The organism is Pyxidicoccus trucidator (genome assembly GCF_010894435.1).
Lineage (GTDB): Bacteria > Myxococcota > Myxococcia > Myxococcales > Myxococcaceae > Myxococcus > Myxococcus trucidator.
The window spans coordinates 452,287-468,082 of record NZ_JAAIXZ010000003.1 but is presented as its reverse complement, the minus strand read 5'-3'; the positions used below and the strand labels follow the sequence as shown (position 1 = coordinate 468,082).

The window sequence follows — 15,796 nt, the reverse complement described above, 5'->3', positions numbered from 1 at the left end:
GTCCCTGAACCCCAAGGAGCAAACAGGATGACCTCATCGATTTCGCGTCCCCTTGCCGCGGTAGCGGCGCTCTCCCTCCTGCCGCTGTCGGCCCTCGCGGAGCCGCTGCAGGAGTGGCGCTGCAGCACCGACAGCCTCACCCCGGCCCAGGCCACCGCCCGCATCGAGTGGGCCCGGCGCTGCGGCCTCACCCGCAACGTCCTCAACCCCGACGCCTGGTTCCTCTCCTCGCGCGCCTTCGACGAGACCTTCCAGTTCGCCAAGGACTACAAGGAGGTCAACACCGCGGTGAACCCGCTGGGTGACAAGTCCTACTCGGGCAGCTCGTTCCAGTGGAACGTCAACTTCTACCACGCGTGGGGCAGCTTCGACGCGAGCCCCCTCTTCACCGTGGCGAAGGAGACCACCGGAGCGACGACCAACTACTTCAAGTGGAACCACACCGCCTCGCGCGTGCGGCCGCTGTACCCCACCTTCGAGAACACCTCCGCGGTGGGCACCGGCGCCCAGCTCTTCCCGCATCCGACCAGCACCACCGAGTGCCGCCTCTTCAACAACCCGAACGGCACCGGAACGCCCGTCACGGGCAGCTTCTTCGTGGTCGCCTACTGTGAGTCGTCCTGCTACGCGCCGGACCAGCGCGTGCTGTTCAGCGACGGCGACAAGAGCATCCTCGACGCGATGAAGGAAGGCCGCGAGGACGTCATCACCCTCGGCCCCGACGCCACGCTGGACAACCTCCAGCTCACCGAGGGCAAGGTGTACAGCTACACCTCCGAGACGCGTGACAGCGAGCACGTCCTCTACAGCGTGCGCACCGCGTCCGGCGGCGAGCTGAAGGTCACCAACGAGCACCCCGTCATCACCCGCGAGGGCCGCCTCGTGCAGGCCCAGACGCTCCAGGCCGGTGACGAGCTGCTGCGCCAGGACGGCACCCCCGACGCCATCGTCTCCGTGGAGAAGAGCACCCACTTCGGCAAGGTCTACAACCTCAAGCCCGAGTCGAGGGACCAGGTCTCCAACATCCTCGTCGCCCAGGGCTACCTCGTCGGCTCCGCTCGCTTCCAGAACGACGACATCGGCTACATGAACCGCATCCTGCTGTTCCGCGGCATCCCCGGCGAGCTGCTCCCGGAGTAGCCCTCCGCGCGGTACGCCACCCAAAGACAAGCGCAGTGCGCCCGAGGGCCCATCGTGGGCCCCGGGCCCGTTTACCGGAAGCACGGGAGAGGAACACCATGAAGCGCAGCCGTTCGTGGGTCGTCCTGGGAGTCGCCCTGCTGGTGGGGCTGGTGACTGCGTGGATGCTGGCGGGGAGCGAGAGCCCGGAGGCCGCGCCACCGGTGGCCGAGCGCCCCGTGGCCGCACCGGCCGAACCGAAGCCGGCGCCCCTCGCGGCGGTGCCCGCACCGAAGACACCCGAGGAGCGCGAGGCGATACAGGCGATGGAGGCGGGCACCGAGCGACCGCCGCTCATGCCGCGCGAGCTGATTGCCCAGGTGCTCGAGGACAACAAGCGGCTGGGCCTGTTCATGCACTACCACAAGCACGTGCTGCTGGATGAGCAGGGTCGCGACGAGTACCGGCGGCTGCTCTCCGACGCGGAGATGATGAAGGCCATGGCCGACGACCTGATGGACCCGGGTCGCGGCGAGGTGCAGCCCCAGGAGCAGTACGAGCGGCTGATGCAGGTGGACTACTTCAAGGCCGCGCTCGCGTGGAAGGACAACCCCGCGCGTGGAGAGCTGCTCGCGCACACCGAGAACGTCATCCTCCAGCAGAACATCTTCGGCGCCCAGGACACCGAGCGCCGCTACATGCTCGCGGGCGGAAAGATGGAGATGTACCGCCTGCTGGCCGAGCACGACACGGACAAGGCGCTCGCCCTCGGCGACCGCGCCCGGGGAACCAACATGGAACCCCTGGTGGCGTGGATGGCGAAGGAGGACCAGCGCCGCAGCGCCCAGGAAGAGCAGATTCGCATCGACATGCAGGCGCGGGCCCGGGCCGCGGCCTCGCCCTGAGCTGACTGGCTTCGCCCAGATGAGTCTTTCATTGCATGGATACCCCATGCACCGCACAAACAACAGGTGGTGGCGAGTGTCGCAACGCAGAGAGAGCCGAGGCGCGCGCAGGGGACTGAGCCTGGCGCTGGCCGTGGGCGTGCTGGGGGCAGCGGGCTGCACCGGGGACGATGAGCCGGAAGAGCCGGCGGGCTCGTGCACCACGACCTGGACGCGTGACTACCAGGGCGGCAGCTCCGGCGCGGACGAGGCGCTCTCCGTCTGGGCCAGCAGCAAGGGCGCCGTCTACCTCGCGGGGTATGACCGCGGCACCCTGGGGCAGACGAACATCGAGCCCTCGGGCAACTCGCGGGCGGTGGTGCTGCGCTTCCTCGCCAACGGCAACCTGGACCGGACCGAGGTCGTGGACACGGCCGGAACGGACACCGCGGAGCACATCGTCGGCAACGAGAGCCTGGAGCTGCTGACGGTGGCGGGACGCACCTCGGGGGCGCTGGAGAACTTCACCAACCGGGGGCAGTTCGACCTGTTCGTGATGCAGCTGGATGCCAAGGGCAACAAGAAGCGGGCCGTGCAGCAGGGCAACGAGCGCCCGCAGCACCCGCTGAAGGTGGCCGTCCATCCCGACGGCAGCGTGTTCGTCGCCGGGTACGAGGACCTGTTCGTCCAGAACCGCGTGGTGCTGGACTCGGAGAACGGCTTCGTCACCCGCATCAACCGGGACGGCAACAACTTCGCATCGACCGCGGCCTGGAAGTTCCAGTCCACGCAGGTGGACAACCCGGACCGGCTGACGGGCTTCACGGCCAGCCCCGGCGCGGAGCACCTCTTCGCCTCCGGCTTCAAGTTCTTCCCCGACCCGGAGGGCCCCAACGGCGCCTTCGTCCGCTCGCTGGACCCGGCCACCGGCGCCGTCCGCTGGACGACCTCCATCGCCCCCGTGGCCACCGAGGCGGACGAGCTGCTGGTGACGCCGAACAACGAGCTGCTCCTGGCGGGCTCCAGCCAGATGCCCCTGGAGCCCGACGTACCCGTCGTCGGCGAGGTGGATGTCTTCCTCGCCCTGCTGGAGCCGGACACCGGCGCCCTGCGGTGGCTCCGGATGGTGGGCACCCAGGGCAGCGAGCTGGCCACCGCGATGGCCCGCGCGCCCAACGGTGACGTCTACGTCGCTGGCATCACCACGGGCAGCTTCCCCGGCTTCACGAACCAGGGAGGAAGGGACCTGTTCGTGCTGCGCTTCAGCGCGGACGGGCGGCCGACGGGCGTGTGGCAGCGGGGCACGCCCGGCAATGACCTGGCAACGGCCCTGTGGGTGGACCCGTGCGGCAGGGTCTTCCTCGCGGGCTCCACCGAGGGCTCGCTCGTTCCGAACACCCAGAACCTGGGCAGCCGGGACATGTTCCTGCTCAAGGTGACCGTCGCCGAGCAGCCCCCGCTCTAGCGCCCTGCCCCATGCCGCGGGAGCCGAAGCCGGCTCCCGCCGCGATGCCCCGCGCTCCGTCCACGCCCAGCAGCACTGTCGACTCCAACTCCGACTCCCCGACGAAGGAAGGCCTGAATGTTCAAGCACTGGTCGCGCGCCCTGCTGGCCGCGGGAACCGTCATGTGGGTGGGCTGTCAGCCGCCCGAAGCGGCGGAAGCGGAGTCCTCGTCCGCGCCCTACTCCGAGCGTGGAGGCATCGGCGTGGCCTCGGCCTCCCGCGAGCAGGGCCTGGCGACCCTGGCGCCGCAGACGGTGGACGGCCGCAAGTCCGTGGTGGTGACGGACGCGGCCATCCTCGCGCACTTCACACTCTCCGGCGTCCTCGGGCAGCTCGTCGCGCAGAATGGTGGCACCGGCCTCAACGCCACCCAGCTCTTCCGCCAGCTCTGGGACACGCAGAACCCCTCTCCCGGCCAGCCGGACCTGCAGCCGAGCGCGCACTGCACTGACAACGGCGGCTCGCTCAACGGCTTTCCCAATGGCTGCAGGACCCAGGAGGGCGCCCAGGCGAACCCCGCCAGCCCCACCACCCTCAACTCGTACTCGGCCATCGGCCTCTACAACCGCTTCGACCTGGCGCCCACCAGCGGCGCCCACTGCGGGGAGTACCGCGTCATCTTCGGAAAGACGTCGGGGGGCCCGGGGCGCGCCTTCCTCATCTTCGAGGCGTCGCTGCCCAACCCCCGTCCCGACCTGGGCATCGACGGCTGCCGTCCCGTCCAGTCCTTCTGGCGGGACTTGAGCGCGAAGAATGTCGCGGACCGGGGCACCGCCCTGCGCGACTTCTACTTCACGGGCCTGCCCGGCTTCTCTCCGGTCTTCCACATCAACAACTACGGCTTCAACCCGGACAGCGCCGGCCAGGTGCGCTTCAACGTGTTCATCGAGCCCCTGTGGGTGCTCAAGGAGTTCAAGCTCCAGCGGCAGTGCCCGGGTGGGGTGTGCACGCTGAAGTTCGCCCCCTCGACGGTGAAGACCAACCCGTTCGGCGAGCTCTTCAACCCCGCCTCCACGCACCCGCAGGCCGCCGCCTTCCGCGAGCACTTCCTCAACCAGGTGCCCGCGCTGGCCACCAACAACATCAACACCTTCAACTACTCGGTGCCGAACCAGTTCAACGCCGCCCAGGGCGACTCGAGCACCTTCAACGCCGTGGACGAGTACGTGCAGCGCTTCGGCGCGGGCCCCAGCGGCTTCCGGAGCGACATCCAGGACAGGTTGGACATGATTGGCAGCGACCTGACGCCCACCCAGATTGTCGCCCGCGCGCAGGCACTCTCGTGCAGCGGCTGCCACCAGCGCAGCGACAGCGTGGACGTGGGCACCCTGCCGGACGGCAGCACGATGCGCTTCCCCAGCGCCGCGGGCTTCATCCACAACGTGGAGTTCACCGAGCAGGGCCCGGACGGCAACCGCTTCTTCATCTCCTCCGCGCTCACCGGCACGTTCATCCCCTTCCGCAAGCAGGTGATGGAGGGCTTCCTCAACACGGAGCATCCGCTCACCACCCCCTCGCGCTTCAACCTGGCCGGCTCGGCCTCGGATGGCCGCTTCGCCTACTGGGTGGAGCGCCGCGCGGGCGGCGTGGTGATGAGGGCCTCGCTCGACAGCGGCAGCGAGCAGCTGCTGGCCTTCAACCGTCCCGAGCCCCTCGCCATCGCCACGGACGGCGCCCACGTCTACTGGACGGAGGCAGGCGGCTCCATCCTCAAGATGCCCGTCGCCGGCGGCGCCATGTCCACGCTGGCCACGGGCCTCACCGGCCTCGGCGGCATCGCCACGGACGGGACGAACCTGTTCTGGACCGAGGGAGGCTCGCTCCGGAAGATGTCCATCCAGGGCGGCGCCGCCTCCAACGTCATCACCCAGCGCACCAACGTGACGGGGCGCATCACGGTGGATGACAGCAGCGTCTACTGGCAGGAGGGCAACGCCGTCCGGAAGATGGCCAAGGGCGGAGGAGGCTCCGTCTCCACCCTGCTGACGCGCGCCAACATCACCGGGCTGGCCGGTGACGGCACCCACGTGTACCTGGCGGAGGACGGGCTGCCGGGCAACGTCCTGCGCGTCCCCGTGGGCGGCGGCGCACCCGTGCCGGTCTTCACGCCGACGTTCAACCTCACCAGCGTGGCGGTGGGCGGGGACCACGTCGTGTGGACCGAGAACCGCGGCCCCGGAACCCTGATGGCGAAGACGAAGTAGTCCGGACCCCTCCATGCCACGGAGCCACCACCCCATGCGCCTTCCCCGCCTCGCCTCGCGCCTCACGCTCGCCGCCCTGGCCCTGCTGCCGTCCGCCGCCCTGGCGGAGGACACGCAGCAGAACCGGTGCGGCAGCGACTACCTGACGCCGGACCAGGCCATTGCCCGCTCCGAGTGGGCCCGCCGGTGCGGCCTCTTGCGGAACACCGCCGGCGCGTCGTCCTGGTACAGCTCGGGCGCCGCCTTCGACACCAGCTTCGGGCCGGTGAAGGAGTACCGGGAGCTCACCACGAGCCGCGCGTACACGGGCAACGCCCACCACTACAACGTGAACTACTACCACGCCCGCTCGCTCTACGAAGCGACGCCCCTCTTCTCCGTGTTCCAGGAGACCAGCGGCAGCACGGCGGGCTACTGGAAGTGGTCCCACACCGTCCCGCGCGTGCGGGCGCTCTACCCCACCTTCGAGAGCACCGGCGTCGCCGGCAGCGGCACCCAGCTCTTCCCGCATCCCACCAACACCAACGACTGCCGCCTCTACAGCACCCCGAACGGCACCGGGCTCTGGCAGACGGTGACGCAGCGCTACGTGTGTGACGGGGAGTATCCCTCGCTGCGCGAACCCGAAATCGGCAAGGACAACTGCTACTTCGTCACCGAGACGACCGAGCGGCCCTTCTACGTCGTCGCCTACTGCGAGTCGGGTTGCTACGCGCCGGACCAGCGGCTGCTGTTCAGCGACGGCGAGGCCACCGTCCAGGAAGCAGCGCGGGAGGGCCGCGAGGACCTGATGACGCTCGGCCCGGACGCCACCCTGGACGACCTGAAGCTCCAGCGGAACACCGTGTCCAGCTACACCACCGACGCGCGGGACAGCGAGCACGTCCTCTACGAGGTCTCCACCGAGACGGGGGGGCTGCTGCGGGTGACCAATGAGCACCCCGTCGTCACCAGCGAGGGCCGGCTGGTGAAGGCGGAGACGCTGGTGGCCGGCGACGAGCTGCTGCGCGTGGACGGCACGCCGGAGCGCATCGTGGAGGTGCGGAAGACGACGCACTACGGAAAGGTCTTCAACGTCAGGCCCGTGTCGCGCGACGCGGTGTCCAACGTGCTGGTGGCACAGGGCTACCTGGTGGGCTCGGCCCGCTTCCAGAACGAGGACGTGGAGCACATCAACCGGCTCCTGCTGCAACGTGCCATCCCGGCGGAGGTGCTGCCGGAGTAGGCCTCCTCCGACCCCGAGGGAGGCCCGGGTGGCGCCCGCCGGAGCAGGTCCGGTGGACGCCACTGCAGTCCGCGGAAGCAGGAGGGGGGCAGTCTGTCCACGAGTCCGAAGGGGAAAACCATGTCCAAGTCTGTATCCAGAATCGTCCTGGGAGGCGCGGCCGCCATCGCGCTGCTTCCCGCGGTGGCAGGTGCGCAGAACCAGCAGGAGTGGCGCTGCAACGACGACAGCCTGACGCCGAGCCAGGCCGTCGTCCGTGCCGAGTGGGCACGCAAGTGCGGCCTGCTGACCAACACCGGAGGCGCGGCCTCGTGGGTGCTGTCCACCACGACCTTCAACGTCGATTTCACGATGGCCAAGGAATACATCGAGAGCAACACCACCCGGGCGTACTCGGGCAACGCGCACGCGTACAAGGTGAACTACTACTACGCGGCCGCGATGTATGAGGCGACGCCCATGGTCAAGGTGGACCTGGAGGTCACCGGCCCCACCATCAACTTCTTCAAGTGGAATCCCGCGCCCACGACGACGCTCCGGGTGCGGCCAATCTATCCGACGTTCGAGACGTCGCTGCCCGCGGGCTCCGGCACCCCGCTCTATCCCCACCCCACCGACACCACCGACTGCCGCATGTACCGCGACACCAACGGCGACTATCGCGGAGACACCCTGTACACGGGCACCTCCTTCTACGTGGTCGCCAACTGCGAATCGAGCTGCTACGCGCCGGACCAGGAGGTGCTGTTCAGCGAGGGCTCGGTCCCCATCTCCGATGCCATCCAGAAGCAGCGTGAGGACCTCATCACCCTGTCGCCCGACTCCACGCTCGACAACCTCCAGCTCCAGCCGAACCGCGTCTACAGCTACACGTCGGAGATTCGGAACAGCGAGCACGTCCTCTACGAAATCCGCACCGCGGGCGGCGGCAAGCTGCGGCTGACCAACGAGCACCCCGTGGTGAACAGCGAGGGGCGGATGGTTCGCGCGCAGGACCTGAAGGTCGATGACGAGCTGCTGCGGCAGGACGGCACGCCGGAGCGCATCACCAGCGTGGAGCGGACCACGCACTTCGGCAAGGTCTTCAACCTGCGGCCCGTCAGCCGGGACCAGGTGTCCAACGTGCTGGTGGCGCAGGGCTTCCTGGTGGGCTCGGCCCGCTACCAGAACGAGGACGTGCAGTTCATGAACCGCATCATCCTGCAGCGCTCCGTGCCCGAGGAGCTGATGCCCAGGTAGTGCGGCCTGGCTCCACCCAGGAGACAGCGCGCGCCCGGGGCCGGCAGCTGGCCCCGGGCGTTTGTCTGATATGGGAATGGGCGAGGCCATGATGGCAGGGGGGTGCCGCGTGCGGGTGAGCGATGAGAACAACGGGCCTGTCCCTGGCGTCACCGTCGCGTGGCGCGGGCAGGTGCTGGCGGTCATCGTCTTGCTGGTGCTCGGCGCGGGCTGTGCCAGCTCGCCTCCTCCGGGACTGGTGGACCCTGTTGACAGTGGGAGTGACACGGACGACGCCGGCGAGGTGGATGCGGGCGTGGATGCCGGCACCGATGCTGGTGGCGAGGTGGATGCGGGCGTGGATGCCGGCGCCGATGCTGGTGGCGAGGTGGATGCCGGCGTGGACGGCGGCGACGACGCTGGCCAGACGGATGCAGGCCCGGTGACCTGTGCCTCGCCGTGGCGGGGAGACCATCAGGATGGAACGGCGGGCGCCGACGAGACGCTGTCCGTCTGGGTCTCCGAGGACGGCGACATCTACACCACCGGGTACTCGGGAGGCCGCATTGGCGAGACCAATATCGAGCCGTCGGGTGACTCGCGTGCGGTGGTGCGCCGGTATGCCGCCAATGGGGGACTCCTCTGGCGGAGGGACATCAACACGCCGGGGACGGACACGGCGGAGCACGTGGTGAGTGGCCGGGAGCGCGGCACGGTGCGGGTGGTGGGGCGCACCACCGGCACGCTGGAGGGCCACACCCAGGGCGGCCAGTTCGACGTCTTCCTCATGGAGCTGGCGGGCGAGGGCCACACGCTGAGCGTCCTGCAGCACGGCGATGAGCGCCCCCAGCATCCCTTGAAGGTGGCGGTGGACTCCGCGGGCCATGTGGTGGTCGCCGGCTACGATGACTTGTTCGTCCAGAACCGCGTGATGCTGGACGCGGAGAATGGCTTCGTGGCCCGGTTCCTCCAGCCGGCCGAGGGCCCCCTGTCGCCGGACTGGCGGGTGCGCTCCCAGCTCATTGACAACCCGGACCGACTGACCGGCCTCGCGCTCACGGCCGACGGCGAGGCCGTGTTCACCTCCGGGTTCAGGTTCTTCTCCGACGACGAGGGGCCCGGCGGCGCCTTCGTCCGCCGCCTGGACGCGGTGGAGGGGACGCCCCGCTGGACGACGCTCCTCGCGCCCGCCGGCACCGAGGCGGACGAGCTGCTGCTGACGCCGGAGGGCGAGCTGCTGCTGGCGGGCTCCAGCCAGCTGGCGCTGGAGCCCGATGTGCCCGTCGTGGGGGAAGTCGACGTCTTCCTCGCGTTGCTGGAGCCGGACTCCGGCGACGTGCGCTGGCTGCGGCAGGTGGGCACCCCGCGCAGTGAGCTGGCCACCGCGCTGGCGCGCGCGCCCAACGGTGACCTCTACGTCGCTGGCGACACCCTGGGCAGCTTCCCCGGCTTCACCCACCAGGGCGGCAGGGATGTGTTCTTGCTGCGCTTCGACGCGAAGGGCCTGCTGCTGGGGGTGTGGCAGCGGGGGACGCCTCTGGACGACCACGTCGCGGGCCTGGCCGTGGACGCGTGCGGCAATGCCCTGGTGGCGGGCTACACCGAGGGCGCGCTCGTCACGGGCAGCGAGCCCCAGGGCAGCCGGGACGCCTTCCTCCTCAGGGTGGCGCCCCCCGCCGGACTCGCATCGAAGGCTTCGCGGCTCATGCGTCTTACACACCGTGAAAAACTGGATAGACTAGAAGTCCCAGAGACGGACAAGTAACAAATATTGAAATCTGTCAGTGCGTTCTACATACAAGGGTGGCTGCACCCCACTGGAGGACGTCATGAAAACTCGCACACTTGGTTCCACCGGCCCTCGCGTCTCGGCGCTCGGCCTTGGCTGTATGGGAATGTCGGACCTCTACGGCCCGACGAACGAGGCGGAGAGCATCGCCACCCTCCAGGCCGCGCTGGACGCGGGCATCACCCTGCTCGACACGGGCGACTTCTACGGCATGGGCGCCAACGAATTGCTGATTCGTGACGCCCTCCGGGGCCGGGCCCGCGAGCGCGCGCACATCAGCGTGAAGTTCGGCGCGCTGCGAGGCCCGAAGGGGGACTGGCTGGGCTACGACACGCGCCCCGTGGCGGTGAAGAACTTCCTGGCGTACACGCTGCGCCGGCTGGGCACGGACTACGTGGACGTGTACCGCCCCGCGCGGGTGGACCCGAACGTGCCGATTGAAGACACGGTGGGCGCCATCTCGGACCTGGTGAAGGCCGGGTACGTCCGGCACGTGGGCCTGTCCGAGGCCAGCGCGGACACGCTGCGCCGCGCGCACAAGGTGCACCCGGTGGCGGACCTGCAGATTGAGTACTCGCTGTTCTCGCGCGGCATCGAGTCCGACATCCTCCCGGCGTGCAAGGAGCTGGGCGTCGCGGTGACGGCGTACGGCGTGCTGTCGCGCGGGCTGCTGAGCGGCCACTGGTCGAAGGAGCGCTCGGGCGCGCAGGGGGACTTCCGCAACTACAGCCCCCGGTTCCAGGGAGACAACCTGGAGCGGAACCTGAAGCTGGTGGAGGCGCTGCGCGGCATCGCGGAGTCGAAGGGAGTGACGGTGGCGCAGGTGGCCATCGCGTGGGTGCTGTCACGGGGGGAGAACATCATCCCGCTCGTGGGAGCGCGGCGGCGCGACAGGCTCACCGAGGCGCTGGGAGCGCTCCAGGTGGAGCTGACGGCGGAGGACCTGGCGCGCATCGAGCGCGCGGTGCCGCCGGAGGCGGTGGCGGGTGAGCGGTACGACAAGCACCAGATGGCGATGCTCGACAGCGAGCGTGGCCGGAGCACTTCTGCATGATGACGGAAGCAATCCTCACTCCCGAGCGAATCCTGGAAGCGGCGGAGGACGTGCTGCGCCGCTTCGGTCCTGGCAAGGCGACGGTGGTCGACGTCGCCCGTGCGCTCGGAGTGAGCCACGGCAGTGTCTACCGACACTTCCCGAGCAAGGCGGCGCTGCGTGACGCGGTGGCGGAGCAATGGCTCGGGCGCATCTCCGAGCCGCTCGCCGAGATTGCCGAGGCGGAGGGCCCGGCGCCGGAGCGCCTGCGCCGCTGGTTCGACGGGTTGGTTGCGGCCAAGCGGAGCAAGGCGCTGGATGACCCGGAGCTGTTCGCCACGTACCAGGCGCTCGTCGCGAACGCGCGCGAGGTGATTGCCGCGCATGTGGCCTCGCTGACGGGGCAGCTCACGCGCATCATCACGGATGGGGTGGCGCGAGGAGAGTTCACGGTGGCGGACCCGACGGCGGCGGCGCGGGCGGTGTTCGATGCGACGACGCGCTTCCACAACCCCGCGCACGCGGCGGAGTGGGGAGACGCTGGGATGCCGAAGGCGTTCGAAGGCGTGTGGGCGCTCGTCCTGCTGGGGCTGGGGGCGAAGTAGCGGCTACGGCGACGGAGGCGTCGCAGGAGCCACCGCCGCGGAGGGCGGAGTCGCCGAAGCAGGAGCCGGTGCCTGCTGCCCTCCAGCCGGCACCGCCGGAGCCACCTTCGCCGCCGGTGGTGCCGCGGGACTCCCGGCCACGGGCTTCTCCTCCTTCTGCGGCTCGCCAATCTTCTCCAGGTCCTCGCGGTTGCTCACCGAGAACCGCACCAGCGCGCGGAGGATGCGGTTGCGCTTCACGTTCCCCAGCACCTCGCGCAGGTCCTCGTACACCGTCGGGTCGCTGATGAGCCCGCCCACCGTGCCATCGCCCTTGGCCACGGTGGCCGTAATCGTCTTGAGGTTCTCCGCCGCGCTGCCCAGGTCCGCGAACATGCCGCTCGCGTCGCCGTACACCAGCTGGTGCACCGCTCCATTCGGGCTCTTCTTCGCGTCGTCGATGAGCCCCGCCAGTTGCCCCGCCGCCGCGCCCAGCTCGCGCAGCGCCGTCGCACCCTCGTCACCGTAGATGAGCGCGTGCGCCGTGCCGTCGCCCGAGCGCACCTCGCGCAGCAGCGCCTCCAGGTGCCCCACCGCGCCGTCCACCCGCACCGCCGCCTGAGACGCATTTGCCAGCAGCGTGCGCACCTCGCGCCCGGCGGCCTTGTCGTAGATGAGCGCGTGCAGCACGCCGTCGCCCTTCTCCACCTCCTCCAGCAGCGCCCGCAGCGATGACATGCCGCGCGCCACGTCCTTCGCCAGCGCGGGGTCCGCGTACGATTCCACCGCCACCCGCAGCGTCTTGCTGATGGCAATCGAGTTCTCCATCACCTGCCCCGCCCCATTCAGCAGCGACGAGAGGTCCCCACCCGCTGACGACTTCAGCGCCCCGCCCGGCTCCACCGGCGGCGCCGTGGGACTGCCCAGCGAGATGTCCACCGCCTTGTCCCCCAGCACGCCCATGCTCGCGAGCTGCGCCACCGAGTCCCCTCGCACGCGGTCCGTGTACCTCATGGACACCTGGAACCGGACCTCCAGCCGGGGGTCATTCGGGTCCGGCGAGAAGTAGATGCCCGTCACCTTCCCCACCTTCAGGCCGCCGAGCCACACCGGGGACTCGTCGTTCAGCCCCTGCACGTTGCTGAAGTAGGCCCGGTACACGGCCTGCCGCTCGAAGAGGCGCGACTCCTGGCCGATGAAGAAGACCACCACGCCCGCGACGGCCAGCCCCGCCGCCACGAAGAGCCCCGCGCGCAGCGCCAGCCGGCGCTCGCCCGAGGCGGAGGTGAACAGGCTCATGACGCGCCTCCAGGGACGAGCTCCGCCCGGCGCGCGTCCAGGAAGGCCCGCACCTCCGGCACCGTCGAGCGCCGCATCTCCTCCGGTGTGCCCACCTGGAGGATGCGCCGGTTGGCCAGCATCGCCAGCCGGTCCCCCACCGCGAAGGCGCTCACCATGTCATGCGTCACGACGATGGAGGTGCAGCCGAGCTTCGTCTTCATCGAGTTGATCATCGCGTTGATGGACTGCGTCGTGACGGGGTCCAGTCCCGTGGTGGGCTCGTCCCAGAGGATGACCTCCGCGTCCGTGGCGATGGCCCTCGCCAGCCCCACCCGCTTCTTCATGCCGCCCGACAGGTCCGCCGGCATCAGCCCCTCCGTGCCGGGCAGGTTCACCAGCGCGAGCTTCTCCGCCACCCGCTGGCGCACCTCGTCTTCCTTCATGTGTGGGAAGTGCTCGCGCAGCGGGTACGCCACGTTCTCCCCCACCGTCAGCGAGTCGAACAGCGCCGCGCCCTGGAACACCATGGCCACGTGCCGGCGCACAGGGATGAACTGCTCCTCCGTGAAGCGCGCCAGGTCATGCCCCTGGAACCGGATGCGCCCCGAGTCCGGCCGCAGCAGGCCGATGAGGCACTTGAGCAGCACGCTCTTGCCCGTGCCCGAGCCTCCCATCACCACCAGCGTCTCCCCCGCGCGCACGTCCAGCTCCACGTCGTCATAGACGCGCTTGGCGCCGAACGACTTCGTCAGGTGCTCGAAGTGGATGAGCTGCTCGCCGGGCACGGGCTCGTGGAACTCGAAGGTGGGCGGCTCCTGGCGGCGGGCGAGACGCATGGGGCCTCAGAAGTACAGCGTCAGCTTGGTGATGAAGAAGTCCGCCAGGCACACCGACACGGAGGTAATCGCCACCGTCTGCGTGGTGGCGCGGCCCACGCCCTCCGTGCCGCCCTCCACGGTGAGCCCCTTGAAGCAGCCCACCAGCCCGATGATGACGCCGAACACCGCGCCCTTGAGCACGCCGGACACGAAGTCCACCAGCAGCACCGCGTCCAGCGCGCCCTGGAAGAAGAGGTCCAACGTAATCGCGTACTGCATGTTCACCACCAGCGCGCCCGCGACCAGGCCGATGACGTCCGCGAACACGGTGAGCACCGGCATGACGAGCAGGCACGCCAGCACGCGCGGCACCACCAGCTTGCGCAGCGGGTCCGCGCCCAGCGCGCGGATGGCGTCCACCTGCTCCGTCACCGTCATGGCTCCCAGCTCCGCCGCCATGCCGCTGCCGATGCGCGCCCCCACCGTGAGCGCGGTGAGCACCGGCGCCAGCTCGCGGAACAGCGTGAGCACCACCACGCGCCCCACCGTGTACTGCACGCCGAAGCGCGCCAGGAAGTAGCCGAACTGCAATGAGATGACGAGTCCGGCGAACGTCGCGGTGAGCAGCGCAATGGGCAGCGAGCGCACCCCCAGCGACTCCGTGTGGTAGACGAGCGCGCGCCAGTCGTAGGGCGGGCGCACCGCGCGGCTGAAGACCTGGCCCGACATCAGCGCCAGGTCCCCCAGAGACGACAGGCGCTCCTTCGCGCGCGACACCGGCCCCTGGCGCTCCTCCGGCGGCGCCGTGGCGGCGGCCTCCACCGGCGGCGTCATGACCGGCGCTCCGCTTCGAAGCCGGCCAGCAGCGTCTCGAAGTCCGCCAGCCGCTCCTCGGCGAGCCCCGGCGGGGCCACGTAGGAGAAGTCGAACACGCAGTTGTCCTTCTTCAGCACCACCAGCTCCAGCTGCACCGGCACGCCGTCCATCTTCGCGAGGTAACGGCTGCGCAGCGCCTCGCGCCCGGCCAGCGGGACGAGCTGCTGGGACACCTCCTGCCGCTCGGTGAAGCCCGCGAGCAGGTGCCGGGTGAGCACCGGCAGCGGCGGGTCATCATGCCCTTCACAGGTGGCGTTGACGGAGAGCGCGCGGCCGGTGCCCTCCTCGGAGAAGGCCAGGTCGTTGCCCTCCAGCCACACGTGCTTCCAGTGCTCGGGCAGCTTGCCCACGCGGTAGCGCACGGCCGGCTTGGTGAGCACCGAGTCCTCGTAAGTCACACGGCGGCACCCCGCGAGGGACACGGCCCACAGGAGCACCCACATCATCCGCGGCATGGCACCGTTATTCGTGTCGTCTCTCCCGGCCCTGTGCGGGCCAGTCATGCGTCACCGGGAGCGCGCCTGCAAGGTTCTTCACCGGGCCAAACGTCCACTGTCACACCTCGTGAACGCCTGCGTGTGACAGTGGGCGCCCACGGCACGTCCCAGGTCCACGCGCTTCGCGGGTGCGCCCCGCTCGCGACAGGCCTCGCGCACCGCATTCCCGCCCGCGCGAGCTTCCGCGTCCGTCAGGCATGTCAGCAGTCGGACGCGGCGGGCGGCGGGTGACGGGGAGTGCCCGCCGTCCCCCGGGTTCGCATCTTTCATCCAAGACCCGGGCACAGGACGCGGAGGCCTGCGAGGAGCCTTCCCGTCCCTCGCTCTCTCTCCCTCCTCGAGGGCGGCTCCGGGTGAGGAGGACACGATGGATGGTGGACTCGCGGTATTCGGCTTCGGTCTCTTCCTCCTGGGCATCGCCAACCTGTATGCGCGCACGTCCTACTGGATGGCGTGGGTGATGCTCGCCCTGTCGCTGGTGTCCATGGGCCTGGCCTTCAGCGAGTCGAAGCGGCTGCGCGAGGTGTCGCTGGGCCTGTCCATCGCGCTGCTGGTGCTGACCGGCGTGGCGATGGCGACGAGCACTCCCTGGTGGCTGGCGCTGGGAGCGTTCCTCTTCGCCGTGGCGTACGGCGTGCTGTGGGCGGAGTTCCGCTTCCCCTTCTTCGAGCACGTGGGGCCCGAGGAGGCGAAGGCCCAAGCCCAGGCGCGGCGCTTCCACATGCACTGGCCCTGGCAGCGGCGGCGCGTCACGCCGTGAGGC

At 69.7% G+C, this 15,796-nt stretch carries 14 protein-coding genes; 10 read left to right on the top strand and 4 right to left on the bottom strand.

Translation table 11 applies throughout. The features are described from left to right. Positions 1-27: 27 nt before the first annotated feature. From G4D85_RS11915 to G4D85_RS11875, 9 genes are all read left to right on the top strand, one after another. Complete coding sequence (locus G4D85_RS11915; RefSeq protein WP_164011247.1) at positions 28-1,140, top strand: Hint domain-containing protein; 1,113 nt, start codon at positions 28-30, stop codon at positions 1,138-1,140. Between the two features lie 98 nt (positions 1,141-1,238). Further along, complete coding sequence (locus G4D85_RS11910) at positions 1,239-2,024, top strand: hypothetical protein (protein ID WP_164011245.1); 786 nt, start codon at positions 1,239-1,241, stop codon at positions 2,022-2,024. Positions 2,025-2,100: 76 nt separating this feature from the next. Beyond that, entirely contained in the window at positions 2,101-3,468 is a 1,368-nt protein-coding gene (locus G4D85_RS11905; RefSeq protein WP_164011243.1) for an NHL repeat-containing protein, read from the top strand. Between the two features lie 117 nt (positions 3,469-3,585). Beyond that, positions 3,586-5,712, top strand: a complete 2,127-nt coding sequence (locus tag G4D85_RS11900) for a hypothetical protein (protein WP_164011241.1) — start codon at positions 3,586-3,588, stop codon at positions 5,710-5,712. A 34-nt stretch (positions 5,713-5,746) separates the two neighbouring features. Continuing rightward, complete coding sequence (locus tag G4D85_RS11895) at positions 5,747-6,937, top strand: cell surface protein (protein WP_164011240.1); 1,191 nt, start codon at positions 5,747-5,749, stop codon at positions 6,935-6,937. Positions 6,938-7,057: 120 nt separating this feature from the next. Next, complete coding sequence (locus G4D85_RS11890) at positions 7,058-8,176, top strand: Hint domain-containing protein (protein WP_164011238.1); 1,119 nt, start codon at positions 7,058-7,060, stop codon at positions 8,174-8,176. Positions 8,177-8,264: 88 nt separating this feature from the next. Further along, the gene (locus G4D85_RS11885; protein ID WP_164011236.1) at positions 8,265-9,920 is read left to right on the top strand and encodes a PQQ-binding-like beta-propeller repeat protein; all 1,656 of its coding nucleotides are present in this window, start codon (positions 8,265-8,267) and stop codon (positions 9,918-9,920) included. A gap of 64 nt (positions 9,921-9,984) precedes the next feature. Beyond that, complete coding sequence (locus tag G4D85_RS11880; protein WP_164011234.1) at positions 9,985-10,998, top strand: aldo/keto reductase; 1,014 nt, start codon at positions 9,985-9,987, stop codon at positions 10,996-10,998. After that, positions 10,995-11,582: a TetR/AcrR family transcriptional regulator gene (locus tag G4D85_RS11875; RefSeq protein ID WP_205525517.1), complete on the top strand. Its 588-nt coding sequence runs from the start codon at positions 10,995-10,997 to the stop codon at positions 11,580-11,582. Before G4D85_RS11880 ends, G4D85_RS11875 begins: the two co-directional genes overlap by 4 nt. 3 nt (positions 11,583-11,585) lie before the next feature. On the opposite strand, the gene G4D85_RS11870 is transcribed toward G4D85_RS11875, so the two are convergent. Genes G4D85_RS11870 through G4D85_RS11855 form a run of 4 tightly spaced genes read right to left on the bottom strand, consistent with a single transcriptional unit; the run spans position 11,586 to position 14,991 of the window. Continuing rightward, positions 11,586-12,860, bottom strand: a complete 1,275-nt coding sequence (locus tag G4D85_RS11870) for an MlaD family protein (RefSeq protein ID WP_164011232.1) — start codon at positions 12,858-12,860, stop codon at positions 11,586-11,588. Further along, the gene (locus tag G4D85_RS11865; protein WP_164011230.1) at positions 12,857-13,678 is read right to left on the bottom strand and encodes an ABC transporter ATP-binding protein; all 822 of its coding nucleotides are present in this window, start codon (positions 13,676-13,678) and stop codon (positions 12,857-12,859) included. Before G4D85_RS11865 ends, G4D85_RS11870 begins: the two co-directional genes overlap by 4 nt. Positions 13,679-13,684: 6 nt before the next feature. Continuing rightward, complete coding sequence (locus G4D85_RS11860; RefSeq protein ID WP_420821702.1) at positions 13,685-14,494, bottom strand: MlaE family ABC transporter permease; 810 nt, start codon at positions 14,492-14,494, stop codon at positions 13,685-13,687. Beyond that, positions 14,491-14,991, bottom strand: coding sequence for a hypothetical protein (locus G4D85_RS11855; RefSeq protein ID WP_205525516.1), 501 nt, complete (start codon positions 14,989-14,991; stop codon positions 14,491-14,493). Before G4D85_RS11855 ends, G4D85_RS11860 begins: the two co-directional genes overlap by 4 nt. A 409-nt stretch (positions 14,992-15,400) precedes the next feature. Between G4D85_RS11855 and G4D85_RS11850 the strand changes: the two genes are divergently transcribed. Then, the gene (locus G4D85_RS11850; protein ID WP_164011226.1) at positions 15,401-15,793 is read left to right on the top strand and encodes a hypothetical protein; all 393 of its coding nucleotides are present in this window, start codon (positions 15,401-15,403) and stop codon (positions 15,791-15,793) included. The last annotated feature ends 3 nt before the right edge of the window (positions 15,794-15,796 follow it).